The organism is Aromatoleum diolicum (assembly GCF_012910955.1).
Classification (GTDB): Bacteria; Pseudomonadota; Gammaproteobacteria; order Burkholderiales; family Rhodocyclaceae; genus Aromatoleum; species Aromatoleum diolicum.
Genome location: NZ_WTVQ01000005.1, coordinates 57,241 through 74,797 on the forward strand (window position 1 = coordinate 57,241; position 17,557 = coordinate 74,797).

A 17,557-nucleotide genomic window follows, 5' to 3' on the forward strand; every position below is an offset into this window, starting at 1 on the left:
CCGCAGGTGCCGTGACGCTGCTCGCCCGGACCGTTCAGCAAGTGACAGGCAGATGTGAATGGGATGCGCTCGCGGACGAGCCAACGGAATGTGTCGGTGCCGGAAGGCGACGCGCCTTGCGTTCCATGTTCCGGGCCTGACTCGACTCCCGGAACGCGACGGGTTGAATGGCTGCGTCCTGATCGAGGAGCCCGAGGGCGCACGCGCTCGTGCCCATGAAGCGCGCGACGTCCGGGTTGTCAAAAGGCCCGAACACACACAGGGTGCCCGCGTCGATGGTTTTCCGGCCTTGTTTCGTGCGTCTCTTCGGCATCACGAAGTAATAACCAAGACTCATACGTTCACAATCGCCATCCCGGTGGTGATAGGTTGGCGGCGATCCGGAGTCACCTTCTGTCATCATACTGATGACTTGGCTGCGCACAGCTTGCACGTTTGTCTCCTCCACACGACGCAGGCATGAGGGGCGGTCGATTTTCTTGGCATCGACTCGACCCCGGCGACGGCATCCCTGCCACATCGCCTTTATTCGATCTATCGTTTGTTCGGTTGCGCAGGCGAGTGCCCGGGACGGCTTACCTCGAGCACTCTGTGCTTTTGAGGGATTGAATAATTCTTGAAGGGCGCGGTTCCGTCAACGCAGCTATCCGCAACGGACCACGGGGGAACGCAAAGGGCTGCATTATTCCATCTCCGCCGATTGCATTCTGTCGGCCGCAGGCCCGATCGGCGTCGGAATTCAGTCCATGCAATGTAGGTGTTTTCCTACATGCATTGCTGCGAAAATGGTGTAGATATCGGGTTCGGGCTGTTCCGCGGGCTTTCCTGGCGTGACCCAGGTCTGCGGCGCGGGTAAGGCACCGGGGGAACCATGCGGTTTGAAGGGAATGGCATATGAGCGCGTTGCAGAACGACGGAGCGCAATCGATCCGCCCGCCCGGGGAGCAGGCCGGGACGCAGCCTGACGGCACATCCGGCGCAGATGCGCCACGCCGCATGCCGGACGAACTCCTGCACGAGCTCAGGGTTCATCAGGTCGAACTGGAGAGGCAGAACGAGGCGTTGCACAACGTCCGGCTTTCGCTTGAGGACGCGCGGGATCGCTACGTCGATCTGTTCGAGTTCGCGCCGGTGGGCTATCTGACCCTGACCCGGCAAGGGACGATCGATGAAATCAATCTTACCGGGACAAACCTGCTCGGGGCCGAACGCAAGCAGGTGCTGGGCCGCCGCTTTGCGCATTTCGTCCTGCCCGAGGACCGTGACCGCTGGCATGTCTATCTTGTTGACGTGGCCAAACATTCCGGCAGCCGGGATTGCGAACTGCGCCTTTTGCGCGGTGAAGGGGCCTGCTTTTATGCCAGGCTGAACGGCATCGGGGTGACCTCGACCGCTGACAGGATCGCGGTGCGCATAACCTTGACGGACATTTCCGAACAGAAGCGGATGGAGGCGCTGAACGAGAGCGAGTTGCGCCTGCGCATGGCCATGCAGGCGATGTCGGGGGGGATCTACGACTGGGATCGGCGCACCGGCTCGCTCTACTGGAGCAGCGATCTCTCACAGGTGTGTGGCATCGCTCCACGGGATTTCAGGCCTGACCGTCGCTGGTGGCGGCAGCGAGTGCATCCGGAGGACCTGCGCCTGATCCGGCCGGTGATCGTGAGCGCATTGAAAACTCGCACGAACCAGTTTCAGGTCGAATACCGCATCCGCCATGAGGATGGTCGCTGGGGGTATGTGGCGGATCGTGGCCAGATCGTGCGCGACGCCACCGGCCGCGTCGTACGAGTGGTCGGCGCCATGACCGATATCACGGCAAGCAAGCATGCCGAGGCGGCGCTGCTGCGGCTGAATGACGCACTGGAGGAGAAGGTTGTCGAGCGCACGGCCGAGGTCGAAGCGCGTTCGCAGGCCCTTGCCGAGGCCGAGCGCTTCGCGCGCGCGACGATCGACTCGCTGTCGTCCAGTCTATGCGTGCTCGACGAGCAGGGCCGGATCATCGCCACGAACAGGACGTGGCGCGAATGGGCGATTGGCACAGGCGACAGGGTGGCTCGGGCCCGCGGATGTCAGGACTGTCGCGCGACGCCGTTCAGAATACCGTGCTGGTCCGCGGAAACGGCCACCAGTGTGCACGATGCAATCCAGGATCTGCTGGCGAGAAAACGCCGGACGTTTTCGCTCGAGTATGAATGCCGCGCGCCCGCGGGATCGAGCTGGTTCGAGATGCATGTCACGCGCTTCCCCGGCGATGGTGCGGTCCGGCTGGTCGTGACGCACGACGAAATCAGCGAACGCAAGCGTGCGGCGGAAGATCAGAAAAGGACCGCCGAGCGCATCAAGCAACTGGGATTGCATCTGGAAACGCTGAGGGAACAGCAGAGTGCGATGATTGCGCGTGAGTTGCACGATGAACTCGGCGCAACGCTGACGATGCTCAAACTCGGCCTCGCGACCACTGCGGAGGAGGTGGCGAGCTCCGAACCGCTGCACACGAAGCTCTATGGCCTGCTCGAGCAGGCGGACGCGGCCTTGCGCGTAGTCAAACGCGTTTCCAGCAGCTTGCGCCCGGCGACGCTGGACACGCTGGGTCTCATCGCGACGATCAGATGGTACGTCACGCAGTTCTCGCGTAACACGGGCATCGCCACGGTGCTTCGGTTACCGGAATACGTGCGGCTATCACAGCTCGGTAATACCACCGTGTTTCGCATCATTCAGGAAGGCTTGACCAATGTTGCAAAGCACTCGGGCGCGAGCAAGGTGACCATAAACGCCCGTAAGCATGATGGTGCATTGATTGTGAGACTGGTCGACAACGGTTCAGGTATTACAGAAAGCGACCTGCAGCGCCCGGACTCCTTCGGCCTCATGGGCATGCGCGAACGTGCGGAACACCTGGGGGGGACGCTTTCAATCGGCAGCGGACCGGATAAGGGGACACAGCTAATGTTGCGTATTCCGCTCGATAGCTGAGCGCTGAAACAGGCGTACTGGGAGCAATGAAAATGGTTAACGTTCTGATTGCAGACGATCATGCGGTCGTTCGAAGCGGTCTGAGGCAGTTTCTTGCCTCCACCGAGGATATCGAGGTCGCCGCGGAGGCTGCGACGGGCGAGGAGGTGCTTGCGCTGGTGCGCAAAGGAGTGTGCGACGTTGTATTGCTAGATATCGCCCTGCCGGACCTGAACGGGCTGGAAGTGCTCAAGCGTGTGAAGCGTGAGCGGCCGGATCTGCCGGTACTGATCTTCAGCATGTACTCCGAAGACGAGTTCGCCGTTCCCGCACTGAATGCCGGTGCCTCGGGATATCTGAACAAGGACAGCCCGCCGGGCCAGATCCTGACCGCGCTTCGCGCGGTCGCCACGGGCGCCCGTTACGTGAGTCCCGCACTGGCGGAAAAGCTCCTTGCCGGCACGGTGAGCCGGGGTAAGCGGCTTCCCCATGAAGCCCTTTCCTCGCGCGAAATGGAGGTGTTGCTGCTCTTGAGCAAGGGCATTCCACTCACGAAGATCGGCGAAATGCTGCATGTAAGCGTCAAGACCGTCAGTACCTACCGCTCGCGCGTGCTCGAAAAACTCGCGATGCAATCCAACGCCGAGGTCACCCGCTACGTCATGGAGCACAAGCTCGGTTGACGAGGCTTGCCGGGCGCGCCGCCGAGTCGATCCGCTGCCATATCGGGTGGCCTTCGGCTCAGCGCCGGGTGGTGACGCGCCAGACGACATTGCCCACGTCGTCGGCTACGAGCAATGCGCCGTGCTTGTCGAGTACGACACCGACCGGCCGGCCGTATGCATTGCCTTCCTCGCCAAGGAAACCCGTCAGCACATCGACGGGTGCACCGCCGCCAGGCTTGCCGCCTTCGAAAGGCACGAAGATCACCTTGTAGCCGCTATGCGGGCGGCGGTTCCACGAGCCATGCTGGCCGATGAACATGCCGTTGACGAAGGGGGCGGGCAGCGAGGTGCCGGCGGATGACGCCAGGCCCAGCGAGGCGGTGTGGGGCCCCAGTGCGTAGTCCGGCGCAATCGCCTTGGCCACCAACTCGGGCCGCTGCGGCTTTACACGTTCATCGACATGCTGGCCGTAGTAGCTGTAGGGCCAGCCGTAAAAGGCGCCATCACGCACCGCGGTCATGAAGTCGGGAACCAGGTCGCTGCCGAGTTCGTCGCGCTCATTGACCACTGTCCATAACGCGCCGCTGAGAGGCTCCCACGCCAGGCCATTCGGGTTGCGCAAACCGGACGCAAAGATGCGGTGGGCGCCGCTGCGCGCATCCACCTCCCAGATTGCAGCTCGCTCCGCTTCTACCTCCATACCCCGTTCGGCCACATTGCTGTTCGAGCCTACGGTCACGTAAAGTTTTGCTCCGTCCGGGCTGGCGATGAGGTTCTTGGTCCAGTGGTGGTTGATCGCGCCTGCGGGCAGGTCCACCACCTTGACGCCGGGCGCCGTGATGCGCGTGTCGCCGGCGGCGTAGGGAAATCGCAGCAAGGCGTCGGAGTTGGCTACGTAAAGATCGTTACCCACCAGCGCCATGCCGAACGGTGAGTTCAGCCCTTCCAGCAGCACCGAGCGCAGATCCGCCACCCCGTCACCATCCGTGTCGCGCAGCAGCGTGATGCGGTTGGCGCTGGGTACGCCAGCTCCCGCCCCCTTCTTGAACAGTCCCATCAGCCAACCCTTGATACCCCTGCCGTCGTCGGGCCTGGGCGGAGCATTGGTCTCGGCCACCAGCACATCGCCATTTGGCAGCACGTACAGCCAGCGCGGGTGATCCAGGCCGCCGGCGAATTTGGCGACAGACGTGCCCGGTGCCGCATGCGGCATAGTGCCGGCCGGCCAGCCCACGGCGGGCGCAATGTGTACGGTCGGAAGCAGCGTCCGCTGCGGGGGTGGCAGCGCGGGTTGTGGGCCGGTGCCGGCCGATACCGGCAGCGTGGCCATCTCGCCACAGCCTGCGAGCGCCAGAGCCGCCGCGCCAATCAGGAAAATGTGTGCGCGCGTAAGCATCATTCTGACCGCAGCGCGGCGAATCAGTATCGGACGGTTCACGGCGACTCCTCAGAAAGTGGAAAACCGGCACGAATGCCGTCAAGCCATCGGAGAGCGGCCCCGCACAACTCATCCGGCGCGTGAACAGCGTAGGAGCAGACGCTGCGGAATTCCGTGCGCTGGCGAACACAGGGAGCTTGTTTCCTCTGTGTCGCTGCTGCCGTGCGGGAGTGCGGGCATGAGGACATGGAGATATATTGGCAGTCCACAACAAGGAAATGCGCTGTTACCGGGTTGGAGTAAGATTCTTGTCCGGTCATGCCGCGCGGTGCGGATAGGGAACTTTGTGCCAAACAGCAAGGTAGCTGAACCGTCCGATATCGGGACTCCCGTGATTACCGCCACTACAAGCGCCCTCCCCGACATGCATGCAGACAGATTATGCCCCGGGAATTTTTCCATCGTGGGCATGGGCGCTTCTGCCGGCGGCCTGGAAGCCTTCGAACAGTTCTTCCGTCGGATGCCCGCGGATAGTGGCATGGCTTTCGTGCTGATTCAGCATCTCGATCCGAACCACGCCAGCCTGCTCACGGAAATCCTGCAACGCGCCACCACCATGCCGGTGATCGAAGCCACGGATCAACTGATTGTGGCCCCCGACCGCGTGCACATCATTCCGCCCAATCGCGACATGGCGATCTTTCACGGCGCGCTGCAGTTGAGCGTTCCGGATCAGCCGCGCGGAATGCGCATGCCCATTGACGCCTTTCTGCGTTCCCTCGCCGAAGACCAGGGAGAGAAGGCGGTCGGCATCATCCTGTCCGGCACGGGCACCGACGGCACCCTGGGGCTGCGTGCCATCCTGGGTGCCGGCGGCATCTCGCTGGTGCAGGAACCTGCCAGCGCCCGATACGACGGCATGCCTGCCAGTGCCATCCGGGCGGGCTATGCGACCGCTGTGCTTGCCGCGGACGCCATGCCGCACGCGCTACTGGCGGGCATCCGCCGTATTGCCCGGCGTCAGGAAGATCGTCCGGCGGCGGCGCCCGTGGGCACCATGAGCCGCATCCTGATGCTGTTACGCACCGCGACCGGCCATGACTTCTCGCTCTACAAAAAGAGCACCATCGGCCGCCGCATCGAGCGGCGCATGGCGCAGCACGACATCGAGGACATGGAGATTTATGCCCGCTACGCCAAGGAAAATCCCGCCGAGATACAAACGCTGTTCAAGGAACTGCTGATCAACGTCACCAGCTTCTTTCGCGACCCCGAAGCCTTTGTCGCCCTGAAGCGGGAGATCCTGCCGCGGCTGCTGCGGGACAAACCCGATGCCTATGTGCTGCGCATCTGGGTGGCAGGATGCGCCACCGGCGAAGAAGCCTATTCAATCGCGATCCTGCTGCGCGAATTGATGGATGAGAGCAAGCGGGAATTCAAGGTTCAACTCTATGCGACGGATCTTGACGATGATGCCATCGTCGTTGCACGGGCCGGCCTGTACCCGCCGAATATTGCCCAGGACGTTCAGCCTGACAGGCTGCAGCGCTTTTTTCTGAAGGACGATGCGGGTTATCGGGTAAGGAAGGAAATTCGCGAAATGGTGGTGTTCGCCGTCCAGAACGTCATCAAGGACCCTCCCTTCACCAGGCTCGACCTGCTGTGTTGTCGCAACCTGATGATCTACCTGGAGCCGGAACTGCAAAATCGCCTCATCCCGGCCTTCCACTACGCGCTCAAACCAGGCGGAATACTGTTTCTCTCGCCCTCGGAAAGCATCGGCAATCACACCGGGCTGTTTACGGCGCAAGACCGCAAATGGAAGTTCTATCGTGCCACCCACTCCGTCGCCTCTGCCCGCGCGGTGTTGGCCAGTGGCTTGTCCTGGGCTGCGGATAGCGGGGGCAAGGCGCCCGAGGAAGTCATGAAGAAAGCCAGGGAAACCAATTTTGCCGAATTGACCCGACGCGTGTTGCTTCAATCCTACGCGCCGGCCTCGGTCGTGACGGACCTGAAGGGCAACATCCTCTATGTTTACGGTGACACCGGAAAATTTCTGCGTCCCGCCCCCGGCCGGGCCACGCTCAACGTGGTAGAGATGGCGCGCGAGCCGCTACCGCTCGAACTGCGTGCGGCCATCTTCCACGCCGCCAGCCAGGGAGGGGTGACATTGGGCCGGGAAGTCGCCGTCACCACCGATGGCGAGGTGGAGACGGTGAGTTTCAGTCTGCGCCCCGTGCCGGACACGGACGCCGGCGAGGCCGTGCTGGTGATCAGTTTTCAGGAAATGTCCGGTGCCGCACCCGGCACGCGCAAGCGAAGCAAGCGTGAGTCGACTTCGCTCGCGAACGAAAGGATCGAGGCGCTCGAGCGTGAGCTGACCTACACGCGGGAGAACCTGCAGGCCACCATCGAGGAACAGCAGGCGTCCAACGAGGAGATGCAGTCCACCAACGAAGAACTCCAATCGAGCAACGAAGAACTCGAGACCTCCAGGGAAGAGCTGCAGTCGATCAATGAAGAGCTGGTGACGGTGAATGCCGAGTTGCAAGCCAAGATCCAACAGCTGGCCGGCATGCAGAACGACATGAAAAACCTGCTCGACAACGTGAGCGTCGGCACGATCTTCCTGAATGAGCAATTGGTTATCCGCCGCTTTACGCGCGAGGCAGCGCGGGTCTATCGCCTGATCGGCTCGGATGTGGGGCGCCCCCTGAGCGACATCAAGTCGGATCTGGAGGGTGAAGACCTGCTCGCCCGCGCACAGACTGTCCTCGACAGCCTGATTCCGTATGAGTGCGAACTTCGCACGGTTAGTGGTGTCTGGTATCTGGCGCGCATAATGCCTTATCGGACCGTAGACAACGTCATCGAGGGGGTGGTGCTGACCTTCACGGACATCAGCAAGCGCGTCGAGGCTGAAGCGGCGGTACAGACGTCGCGGGATCTGGCCGAAGGCGTCGTCGATACGGTGCGCGAACCGCTGCTGGTGCTGGACGGGGCCTTGAAAATCGTCTCCGCCAGTCGTTCGTTCTACCGGAACTTCCGCGTCGCGCCGGAAGATACCCTGGGCCGTCCGCTCTACGACGTCGGCAACCGCCAGTGGGACATCCCCGAACTACGGGAACTGCTGGAAACCATTTTGCCGCGCGACCGCAGTTTTGAAGGCTATGTGGTCGAACAGGTCTTCCCCGCCATCGGCCGGCGCAGGATATCGCTCGATGCCCGCCGCATAGCAGGCAGGAGCGGCGACACCCAGCTGATTCTGCTGGCAATGCAGGACGCCGAAATGTCTGCGTGAGGGTCAGGGACGGCGCAAGAGAGCGGGTCGTAGCGCTCAAGTGTGCGAATCTTGATTGCGCGCCCGCGACAAGACACGCCGGCTCATCACAGCGGCAAGTGCGATGATTGCACTGCCGCTGTATGGTTCAACACCCCGTGCTAGCGAGATCTCAACGGGTGGGAGCCGGAGGCGGAACGACGATCACGGTATCGCCGCCGGTCTTGCCGGGCTCACCTTTGGCCCCGGTATCACCCGTTGATCCTGGTGCTCCGGTGTACCCGGTCGAGCCCGTCGAGCCAGTTGAGCCGGTATCCCCAGTGGACCCGGTCGATCCTGGGGCTCCAGGGGCACCCGCGGGGCCCGGGGGGCCAGGTACCGGGACGGGAACTACGGCGGGCGTCACAACCGTCGTCGGCTTTTCACACGCGCTCAACGCCAGCGCCATCAATACCGCTGAAAACATTATCGAATACTTCATGGGAATTCCTTTTGAGTGTTGGTCGAGGACCGCTCACGCAGGGATTTGCGGTTAGCTGGACTTGCCAGTCAAAGGTACGCGATCCCCCTGTGCCGTTCCGTTCGCTGGCGAACATAGCCCCGCTTTCCGGACACCTTGCACGGCCGGTGCATGGTCGATTGCAGCGCCAGAAAACCAAAAGCGGCGAATTGTGCGGAACGGCTCTCGCCAAGGCAGTGCTTTGTGCGGAACCGTACAGAGCCGGCAGCCTTTTCGGCGTAAATGTTATCGGGCGGACGAACATTCTCATCAACGGGCGCAAGTCCAGGGATCGACACAAGATGAAAGCCATACTCATTACCGGAGTCGCACTGATTGTCATGGGCGCAGCCGTTCTGGGCTATGACCATTACAGCTACACGACGACCGAGAACATTCTCCAGATCGGACCGATCACGGCGACCGCCGAACGGACGCATACGGTCTCGATTCCGCCGATCGTCGGCTGGTTGCTGATCGGTGGCGGCGCGTGCGTGATCGCTTACGCCGTACTGTCAAAGAAAGGCTAAAAGGAAAAGGTATCCGTATGACCATCAACCTGGCTCTTGCTCCCCTGGTATCGCTGATCGCCGGGATTCTGATTCTTGTCGTTCCCCGGCTGCTGAACTATATCGTCGCGATCTACTTGATCCTCATCGGGTTGATCGGCCTCTTCGGCGGCGGCAACTTCAATTTTCGCTGAACCGGCGATTAGCCCGCGCCCTCTCACGTGGTGCGTCGTCGTTCAATTCGGTTTTTGACAGGGCCTTTTCGAGATCGCCATCTGCCGCCGTACTGGCGGCAATCGTGACGAGAGGAACCGTAGCGGTGCGCAGTCGCGCGAAAGTGTTTCACCGATGAAACACTTCGGTTGCGTGGCGCCATTCTCATGAAAATCGTTACCAATCAAATGCTTGACGCCTACTTTTCGAGTCGTGCCGGAGCCATATCGGCGTTCACCTGTACAGGGTCTGAACATATTGTCCTTCAGCCCCTCGCCTGCAAAGGGTGCGCAGATGGAATAGTCCCTTTTGAATCAATCCCTTGAAGTGACTTTTTACGCGTGGCACAGCTCTTGCGCGATTGGGGCCACCGGGCTCGGCATGGTGCCGGCTTTGGCTCTCGAAGGGGAATTGCGATGAGGAAGACTCTGATTTCAGCCGCGATCGGGCTGGCCTTTGGTGTCGCCGGACAGGTGTGGGCCAATCCCGTGAATACCGTAAGCGATGTCACAGACACCAACACGCAGACCGCCAGTGCAAGCGCAACGCAGGCGGGCGATACCAGCCCGCAGGCGAATGAGTTCTCGACGGCGACGCAGGACAACTCGACGAGCAGTACCGACAATTCGAATCAAGGCAACAACAGCTCCACCAACAGTGCCGACAGTTCGAACCAGGGTAACGACAATTCGACGAGCAGCACCGACAACTCGAACCAAGGCAACAACAGCTCCACCAATAGTGCCGACAGCTCGAACCAGGGTAATAACAGCTCCACCAACAGTGCCGACAGCTCGAACCAGGGCAACGACAACTCGACGCAGAGCAGTAGCGCCGATGGCGACAACCGCGACAACGATGGCATGGCGACGGCAGAGGGCCATGGCAGCACGGCGGCGAATAATGGCTCGACCTCGACGGCCAATTTCACTAACGCGTTCAACACGACCCACGTAATGGCCCTGTCGTCACTGACGGGTACGGTCAGTGGCGTCTCCGTGAGCGGTCTTGGCAACGTCGCGACGAACAATGGCAATGCCAACGGCGGCGCGGGTGCGGCCGGCGGGGCTGGCAGCGGAGGTGACGCGACGGGCGGAGCGGCAGCAGGTATGGGTGGTGCCGGTGGTGCCGCATCCGGTGCTAGGGGTGGAGCAGGCAGCAATGGCGGTGACGGTTCAGTTGGCACGGCGACGACCGGCGAGGCGAATGGAGCCACCGGCGAAACCGGCGGAAATGCCGGTCCTGCGAGGGCCAACGGTGGAGCAGGCAGTGGGTCGGTTGGAGATGCGACGGCCAGCAACGGTTCGTCCGGCGGGACGGCTACGGTTACACCGTCGGTTGATCCGGGTACCGCGACGGCGACCGGTGGGAGTGGTACCGCGGGCGATTCGACGGCTGGCGCCAGCAGCAGCACCGCGACCGGCGGGAATGGCGGCACCGCCAGCAACACCGCCGGAGCCGGTGGCAACGGTGGTACGGCGACCAGCGGCAATGCCTCGACAGGCAGCGCAGCAGGCGGCAATGGCGGCAGTGGCGGCAGTGGCGGCACCAGCACGGCGGGTAACGGCGGAGACGGCGGTACGAACACCGGAGGAATGGCGACCGGCGGTGCCGGTACGGGTGGCGAAGGCGGCATGGGCGGAGCCGGCGGCACGGCGGCGGTCGATGCGGGGACCTTCAACATGTCCAATACGATCAGCAACAGTTTCACAAACGGCGCCGGCATCATCGTCAATGCCCAGAACAGCGGCATCGGCGCACTCGTGCAGCAAAGCGTGAATGTGCAGGCAAACCTGACTGTCAGGTAATTCGCACGCGCAGAGCCGGGGGAACCAACCTTTCCCCCGGTTTCATCGGCAGTCGAGGAGTCAAGCCATGAAACAGGTACTGCACTTGCTCGCCTTGGGCATCGCGCTGGCCCTCATGTACGGCACGATTGTGCCTGCGCGGGCCGATGACTTGGTGATGCTGGGTGATGCGGAGGAACTTGCGGTGCAGGGGCCGGCATCAAGGCTGCTGGATGGACCGGCGCTTGATGAGGCGGCGCTGTCCAGTCTGCGGGGCGGCGCCGATACGCATAGCAGTGAAATACGCGCGATCGGCTCGGTCAGCGAAGTTTCGGTTTCGGATGCCGCAACCGGTCACAACCTCATTACCGGCGGTGCGCTTGCCGGTGCGAGCGGCGTGCCGATGTTCATCCAGAACAGTGGAAACGGGGTCCTGATCCAGAACGCGGTGATCCTGAACGTCGAAGTGAATTGACGTGGCGACGATGAAAGTCCGCACGTGCTTATCGATCGTCATGCTGCCCTGCTGCCTGTCGGGGCTCGCGCTCGCCGAGGGGCCCGCGATACTCGGCCCGTCGGGGAACACTTATGCGGTACCGGTGACGAGCCTGAAGGGCGCGCGCTTTGTGTCGACGCTACGCCAGCAATATGACTTCAGTTGCGGCTCGGCCGCGGTCGCGACCTTGCTGACGCATCATTACGACCTGAAAGTCGACGAAGTCGAGGTCTTCAAATACATGTTCGAGCGCGGTGACCAGGCGAAAATTCGGCGCGAGGGTTTTTCCATGCTCGACATGAAGCGCTATCTCGACGGCAGGGGCTTCCGCGCGGAAGGTGTGCGCGTGTCGCTCGACCAACTCGCCGATGCTGGCGTGCCAGGGATCGCGCTGGTGAAGGAGAACGGCTATTCGCATTTTGTCGTGGTAAAGGGCGTGCGGCCAGGCAGAGTGGTGATCGGCGACCCGGCCATGGGCACGCGGGTGATTGATCGGAACGACTTCGAGAAATACTGGACCAATGGCATCCTGCTCGTGATCAATAACAGGGTCGACCTCGCCCAATTCAATCGCGAACAGGACTGGCGCGTGCGACCGGCGGCTCCGCTGGGTGATGGAGTCCGGGGGGGCAACAGCATGGATGTGCTGCTGCTCCGGCGCGGTCCGATGGACCATTGAGCGGATGGCGATGAACAGCGTACGGCCGGGACAACTCGCCGGACTGATTGCCCTCCTCGTGGTGGGGGCCGGGACGCCGCGGCTCGCCCTGCCGGTTGAGCAGGACGCCTTGGAGCGCGAGCGCTTCGAGCAAATCACCGTTGTCGATGACGAGGTGCTGGATGGTCTGCGGGGAGGATTCGAAACACCGGGCGGGCTGATGCTTTCCTTCGGCATCGAGCGTCTGGTCTATATCAATGGCGAATTGTTGAGCACCACCAGTCTCAACGTGGCGGATCTCGGCAGGTTCGTCGGCGGCAGTGCGGACGCTGGCAGGATGCCGACGCTGGGAAGCACCGTGGGCCTGATCCAGAATGGGCCGAACAATACATTCGATGCGAGCATCATGGCCTCCGGGGCCTTTGCGACGGTGATCCAGAACACCCTGAACGACCAGACGATACTGTCCGTCACGACGATCAATGCAACGGTCAACAGCATGGATATGATGCAGGCCAACCGCATCGGCGACTCGCTCAGAAGCACCGTTAACAGCGCGCTTTTCAGATAGTCTCATTGTGAACTTTCCGGCAGGCTGCCCGGGGGCAGCACTGCCGATTGCGCTGCCTCAGAGCGTGAGTGGCATGCGCAGGGTGAGCTGGATGTCGGGCGCGTCGTCGGTGAGGCCCGCGCCGATGGATAGATTAAGCGTCTTGCCCGAATTGAGCCGGTAGGAGTAGCCGAGCAACAGGGTTCCCAATTGTGACCGGACCGAAGTCGTCGGCCGCCTGCCACCTACCTTGACCTTGCCGACCGACAGATGATCGTAGCCGATGCTGAACGACGATCGATCATTCAGCGCAAGGCCCATGCCGAAGTTGAAGCCGACTGCGCCGCCCGGCTGCACTTTACCGAGATCGAGGTCACCGTCGTTGGTCTTCTGCTTTACGTTGTCGCGCGCGAAGCTGTACTGATAGCTGACGCCGCCAAAAAATACCACCGGGTCAGAAGGAAGGAGCACGGTGATTCCTGGCTGAACCGTGAAAAAGCCGGAGCCAGTCGGCATCTCGGTTTGCAGGCCCGTGCCGGTGGTGCCGCGTATCGTGCGGTCCACCTTGACCTCGAAGGGGTCCCTTCCCGTACGGGTCTTGAATCGCAGGGAGGCAATGTAGTAAGGATCCTCCACACCACCGTCATTGAGCTGATAACGCCCGGTGAGTTCGATGTCGCCGAGGCCGTGCCCATCAACATCAAAGGAGGTATCGGCCGCGGCGCCCGCACCGACCGGCCGGCTTACGCTGGTATCGGTTCGATATACATACGGAATTTTCGCTTCGAGTTCGAAGCGGTTGGTAATGCCGCGGCGCACGGTCAGTGCGCCGATGAAGGTATCGCTCTTCACCTCACGCACGTCGATCAGTCCGATCAGGATGGCCGGGATAATCGTGTAACCGACCAGCGCGATGCGATTACTGGATGAGTGGGCGTATTGCAGCGAGGGTTCGACCAACCACTTGCCTGGAGGAGTGAGAACCCCCGGTTGCTCAAAGATCGGCGCCACCGCAGGCGGCCGGTTTTCAGTGCGGCGTTCGGGGGGCTTTCCGACCGGTTTCGGCGCCTGAGCCACCTGCTGTGCGGGCTGTGCTGCGGTGACCTGGGCAGTTGTCGGGGTTGACGGTGCGGCCGCCGCTCCCGCCGGTACCGTCCCCCGCCCCCTGACGCTGGCGATGTCGAGGGTCCGCTGCAAGTCGTCGAGCAGCATCTGTTGCTTCGCAAGGTCGCGATTGAGCGATTCGATCTGACGGCTTTGCTCTTCCACCCTCCGTTTAAGGTCCGCCATCGAAGTGCTAAAGGTGCCTTCTTCGGCATGGGCCACGGAGCCGGAGGTGGCGATCACAAGGCCGGCAAGACTGCAGCCCAGCAGCCGTCCTTGACGATGTGCCAGTGCGTTCATGTTTCCCCCCTTATTCTCGTGTTCGACAGAAACCCGGCACCCGTAGGCGACTACAGGATGATCTTCAGGCGATCGATCATGCGGTACAGGGTGACGCGGGAAACGCCCAGCTGGCGCGCCACTTCCGATACGTTGTTCTGGTATTTGTTCAGGCTGCTCACGATGACGTCCTTTTCAACCGTGGAGCGGACCTCATTCAGCGTGGGATTGGTGCCACCCTCGAGGTCAGGTGAAGGAATGCCCAGATCCGCGGCGCTGATCAGCTTGCTTTCGGTCATGATCATCGCGTGCTGCACGCGGTTGATCAGCTCCCGAACGTTGCCCGGCCACGGGTACTCGCACATCGCATGGAGCGCCTCGGAACTGAAGCCTTTTACCTGCGGACTTTTCTGGTGCCGGTTTTCGTTGAAGATGGTGGTGACCAACAGCGCAATATCCTGCGCGCGCTCGCGCAACGGTGGCACCTTGATATGCAGTACGTTTAGCCGGTAAAAGAGATCCTCGCGGAACCGTCCTTCGGCGACTGCACGGCCCAGATCCACATGAGTTGCGGCGATCACTCGCACGTCCACCCGCATGCGCGCGGTCGAGCCGACCCGGACGATGGTCTTTTCCTGCAGAAAGCGCAGCAGGTTCGCCTGCAGGTCGAAAGGCAGATCGCCGATTTCGTCCAGGAACAACACCCCCTGATTGGCTGCCTCGATATTGCCGATTTTGCGTTGGTTCGCGCCGGTGAAGGCTCCGCGCTCATGCCCGAAAAGCTCGGACTGAATGAGATTGGGCGCAATGGCACCACAATTCATCGTTATGAACGGCGCGTTCGCGCGCTCCGAATGGTGATGGATGGCGCGCGCAACCAGTTCCTTGCCGGTGCCGGACTCGCCGCCAATCAGCACCGGTGCATTCACCGTCAGGATCTTGTCGAGTTGACGGTACAACTGGACCATTTTCGGGCTGCGTCCAGTCATTCCGTACCGGCCGATGTCGTCCTCTTGTTCGACGATGCTCTTGCAGATCAGCGCCTTGCCGTGGGCGTGACCCAAGGTCATGATCAGGCGATCGCGGTCCAGCGGCAGCGTGTGAAAGTCATGGAAGCTGCGCAGAACCATTGGTCCAAAGGTTTGATTGCGCAGCAGTTCTCGACCCAGAATCGCGATCCATTCGACATCGTGCCTGGCGAGCAGGGATTCCAGTTCGCGGGCCGACCATGATTGCGGTGAAGTAAAGGCCACCAGGCCGACCAACGGGCAACGTATCCCCAATGCCCTGTTTGCTTCCTCAATTGTCGAAACGACATGGAAATCCCAATCGGGGAGATCCAGGTCATCCAGTGCAGTGCGGACAGCGCCGTTCCGGTCGAGTAATACTCCCTTCCGCTTTTCCATATGCAACCCCAAATTCCGAGCGGCGCTTGCCCTTTCCTGGAATCGGTGCGGCAGTGCAATTCCTGCCCCTCGACCCGGGTCCGTGCAGCAAGCCAGCCCAGTTCCTTGAACCGGAAACCAATGACCGGGGCACACAAGACAAACCCGGCCGGTTGCTCTGCCACTGGCCGGCGATCGCCCCGTTGAAGTCATGTGTGATGACGGTGCATGAATGATGCCAACTGCTTGAGGATGCGCGTTTTGAGGTGTGTCGACATGTAACGTAACTGCAAACGTCAGTTCATAAACCCATTCGCATATTCGTTTTGCATTTTTGCATTGTGCGAGATGACCTGCGGAGGCACGCGGCCGGCTGGATGTGCAAGATCCTGTTGCATCAAAGGGGAATCGAAGAACGGCCAGTGATGTTTCCCGGCGCCTGCACTGACGATGCCAAAGGAATTATTCAGATTGGACTGTCGAAGTCGCATCGGTGACTCAACAGCGCAGGTGTCAAATGCGTCGACACTCTTCCTGGCCCGCATTGCTCACACCCTCACGATTCGGTCCAAAGCGAAGGTCGTTCTCGGCAGTGTTACGTCGGTCGCGATCTTCCGTTGAGGATGAGCCCACCGACGCGCGCATCGTGTCCGTATATGTGAGAGATGCGCACTAGCCCGCGCCCTTTGCGAATTGTTTGGCCATGAAGGCCCAGATCATGCGCGACGCGTCCGGGCCTTTCGGATCGCTATAGTTCTGCCCCGCGGCGCCACCACTCCACGCATGGCCAAGGCCGTTGATCTCGCAGAGGGTTGCGACCACGTGGCCGCGCGCCCGGTAATCGGTAATCGTGGCGGCGTAGCGCGTGCCGCGCTGCACCGTGCGCGGCCTACTCGGTTTCGCGCCCACCCGGGCGCCCCACAGCCGCGCCGCTTCGGCGCCATTGCTGGGCGCCACGACATAGTCGGCGCTGCCATGGATCACCAGTAGCGCGGGCGAGCGCGTTCCGACGGCGATCGGCGCGAGTGCTGCACCTGCAACCCGGCGCCCGCGCATGGCCCGCAATGCGGTGGCTGATGAATGCGCGACACCCGTTCCGATACCCGAATGCATTGCGATCGCCCGAAAACGCTGCGGGCGATGCGCCGCCAGCAGCGCGGCCATGCCCGCGCCCGCCGAAAGCCCGGCCAGCGCGATACGCTCCGGATCGACGGGTTGCAACAGGCAGACCTGATCGATCGCGGCGTCGATGGCGCCGGCCTCGCGCTGCGCCCGACCCGAGCGCGTGTCGTACCAGTTCCAGCAACCTTGAGCATTCGCGAGGCGGTCCTGTTCGGGATAAAGCACAAAGAAGCGTTCGCGAGCGGCGATCCGGTTCATCTTGCTGCTGGAAGCCAAGGCTTCCGCGCCCTGCCAGCAACCGTGCAGCATCACCACAAGCGGCAGGCGCTCGCCGCGCTGCACGCCGGGAGGCTTGTAGAGCCAATAGCGGCGAGCGCCAGCGGTGCCGATGGCGAGCCCCGCGCTCCAGTCGCCCACGGCTGGCGCGGTGCGCTTCTCCGCGACACGCTTCTCCGCGACACGCTTCTCGGCGACCCGTTTCGTCGCCGTACGTTTCATCGCCGTACGTTTCGCCGCTGCGGGTTTGCGCGCAGGCTTGGCCTTCAGCGCCTGCGTTATCGCCTTCGAACCGGCGCGAATCGCCGTCCGCGTCATCGCCGTCAGTGCGCGCTGGAATGATCGGCCCAAAAGGGCCTTTCGCGTGCGTCGTGCCATGCTTTCAGCGCTCGATCGTC

At 62.0% G+C, this 17,557-nt stretch carries 15 protein-coding genes; 9 read left to right on the forward strand and 6 right to left on the reverse strand.

Annotated elements, in window-relative coordinates; genetic code table 11:
* Positions 1-34: 34 nt before the first annotated feature.
* Positions 35-433 (reverse strand): hypothetical protein, encoded by a 399-nt coding sequence (locus tag GPA25_RS04435; protein ID WP_169259155.1) that lies wholly within the window; start codon positions 431-433, stop codon positions 35-37.
* 461 nt (positions 434-894) lie between these two features.
* Here GPA25_RS04435 and GPA25_RS04440 point away from each other — a divergent pair, with 461 nt between their 5' ends.
* A complete protein-coding gene (locus GPA25_RS04440) occupies positions 895-2,979 on the forward strand; it encodes a sensor histidine kinase (protein WP_169259156.1) in 2,085 nt (694 codons plus the stop codon).
* Positions 2,980-3,011: 32 nt separating this feature from the next.
* Positions 3,012-3,641 carry a response regulator gene (locus GPA25_RS04445; RefSeq protein WP_169259157.1) on the forward strand — a complete coding sequence of 210 codons (630 nt, stop codon included), beginning with the start codon at positions 3,012-3,014 and terminating at the stop codon, positions 3,639-3,641.
* Between the two features lie 58 nt (positions 3,642-3,699).
* Here GPA25_RS04445 and GPA25_RS04450 read toward each other — a convergent pair whose 3' ends face one another.
* Positions 3,700-5,061: a PQQ-dependent sugar dehydrogenase gene (locus GPA25_RS04450; RefSeq protein ID WP_343034832.1), complete on the reverse strand. Its 1,362-nt coding sequence runs from the start codon at positions 5,059-5,061 to the stop codon at positions 3,700-3,702.
* A gap of 409 nt (positions 5,062-5,470) precedes the next feature.
* Between GPA25_RS04450 and GPA25_RS04455 the strand changes: the two genes are divergently transcribed.
* The 7 genes from GPA25_RS04455 to GPA25_RS04490 all read left to right on the forward strand — a co-directional run bounded on the left by GPA25_RS04455 (position 5,471) and on the right by GPA25_RS04490 (position 13,014).
* Entirely contained in the window at positions 5,471-8,302 is a 2,832-nt protein-coding gene (locus GPA25_RS04455) for a chemotaxis protein CheB (RefSeq protein WP_281357686.1), read from the forward strand.
* Between the two features lie 780 nt (positions 8,303-9,082).
* Positions 9,083-9,310 (forward strand): hypothetical protein, encoded by a 228-nt coding sequence (locus GPA25_RS04465; RefSeq protein WP_169259159.1) that lies wholly within the window; start codon positions 9,083-9,085, stop codon positions 9,308-9,310.
* Between the two features lie 17 nt (positions 9,311-9,327).
* Positions 9,328-9,483, forward strand: a complete 156-nt coding sequence (locus tag GPA25_RS04470; protein ID WP_169259160.1) for a DUF3096 domain-containing protein — start codon at positions 9,328-9,330, stop codon at positions 9,481-9,483.
* A 435-nt stretch (positions 9,484-9,918) separates the two neighbouring features.
* On the forward strand, positions 9,919-11,310 hold the full coding sequence (locus tag GPA25_RS04475) for a beta strand repeat-containing protein (RefSeq protein ID WP_169259161.1): 1,392 nt from the start codon (positions 9,919-9,921) through the stop codon (positions 11,308-11,310).
* Between the two features lie 67 nt (positions 11,311-11,377).
* Positions 11,378-11,764: a hypothetical protein gene (locus tag GPA25_RS04480; protein WP_169259162.1), complete on the forward strand. Its 387-nt coding sequence runs from the start codon at positions 11,378-11,380 to the stop codon at positions 11,762-11,764.
* Between the two features lie 10 nt (positions 11,765-11,774).
* Complete coding sequence (locus tag GPA25_RS04485) at positions 11,775-12,464, forward strand: C39 family peptidase (protein WP_169259163.1); 690 nt, start codon at positions 11,775-11,777, stop codon at positions 12,462-12,464.
* A gap of 4 nt (positions 12,465-12,468) precedes the next feature.
* A complete protein-coding gene (locus GPA25_RS04490; protein WP_169259164.1) occupies positions 12,469-13,014 on the forward strand; it encodes a hypothetical protein in 546 nt (181 codons plus the stop codon).
* A gap of 57 nt (positions 13,015-13,071) precedes the next feature.
* Here the strand turns inward: GPA25_RS04490 and GPA25_RS04495 are convergent, their stop codons facing one another.
* From GPA25_RS04495 to GPA25_RS04510, 4 genes are all read right to left on the reverse strand, one after another.
* Complete coding sequence (locus tag GPA25_RS04495) at positions 13,072-14,397, reverse strand: acetate kinase (RefSeq protein WP_169259165.1); 1,326 nt, start codon at positions 14,395-14,397, stop codon at positions 13,072-13,074.
* Positions 14,398-14,447: 50 nt separating this feature from the next.
* Complete coding sequence (locus tag GPA25_RS04500) at positions 14,448-15,782, reverse strand: sigma-54 dependent transcriptional regulator (protein ID WP_169259166.1); 1,335 nt, start codon at positions 15,780-15,782, stop codon at positions 14,448-14,450.
* 275 nt (positions 15,783-16,057) lie between these two features.
* Positions 16,058-16,252 (reverse strand): hypothetical protein, encoded by a 195-nt coding sequence (locus tag GPA25_RS04505; RefSeq protein ID WP_169259167.1) that lies wholly within the window; start codon positions 16,250-16,252, stop codon positions 16,058-16,060.
* 181 nt (positions 16,253-16,433) lie between these two features.
* Positions 16,434-17,537: an extracellular catalytic domain type 1 short-chain-length polyhydroxyalkanoate depolymerase gene (locus tag GPA25_RS04510; protein ID WP_169259168.1), complete on the reverse strand. Its 1,104-nt coding sequence runs from the start codon at positions 17,535-17,537 to the stop codon at positions 16,434-16,436.
* Positions 17,538-17,557: the final 20 nt, after the last annotated feature.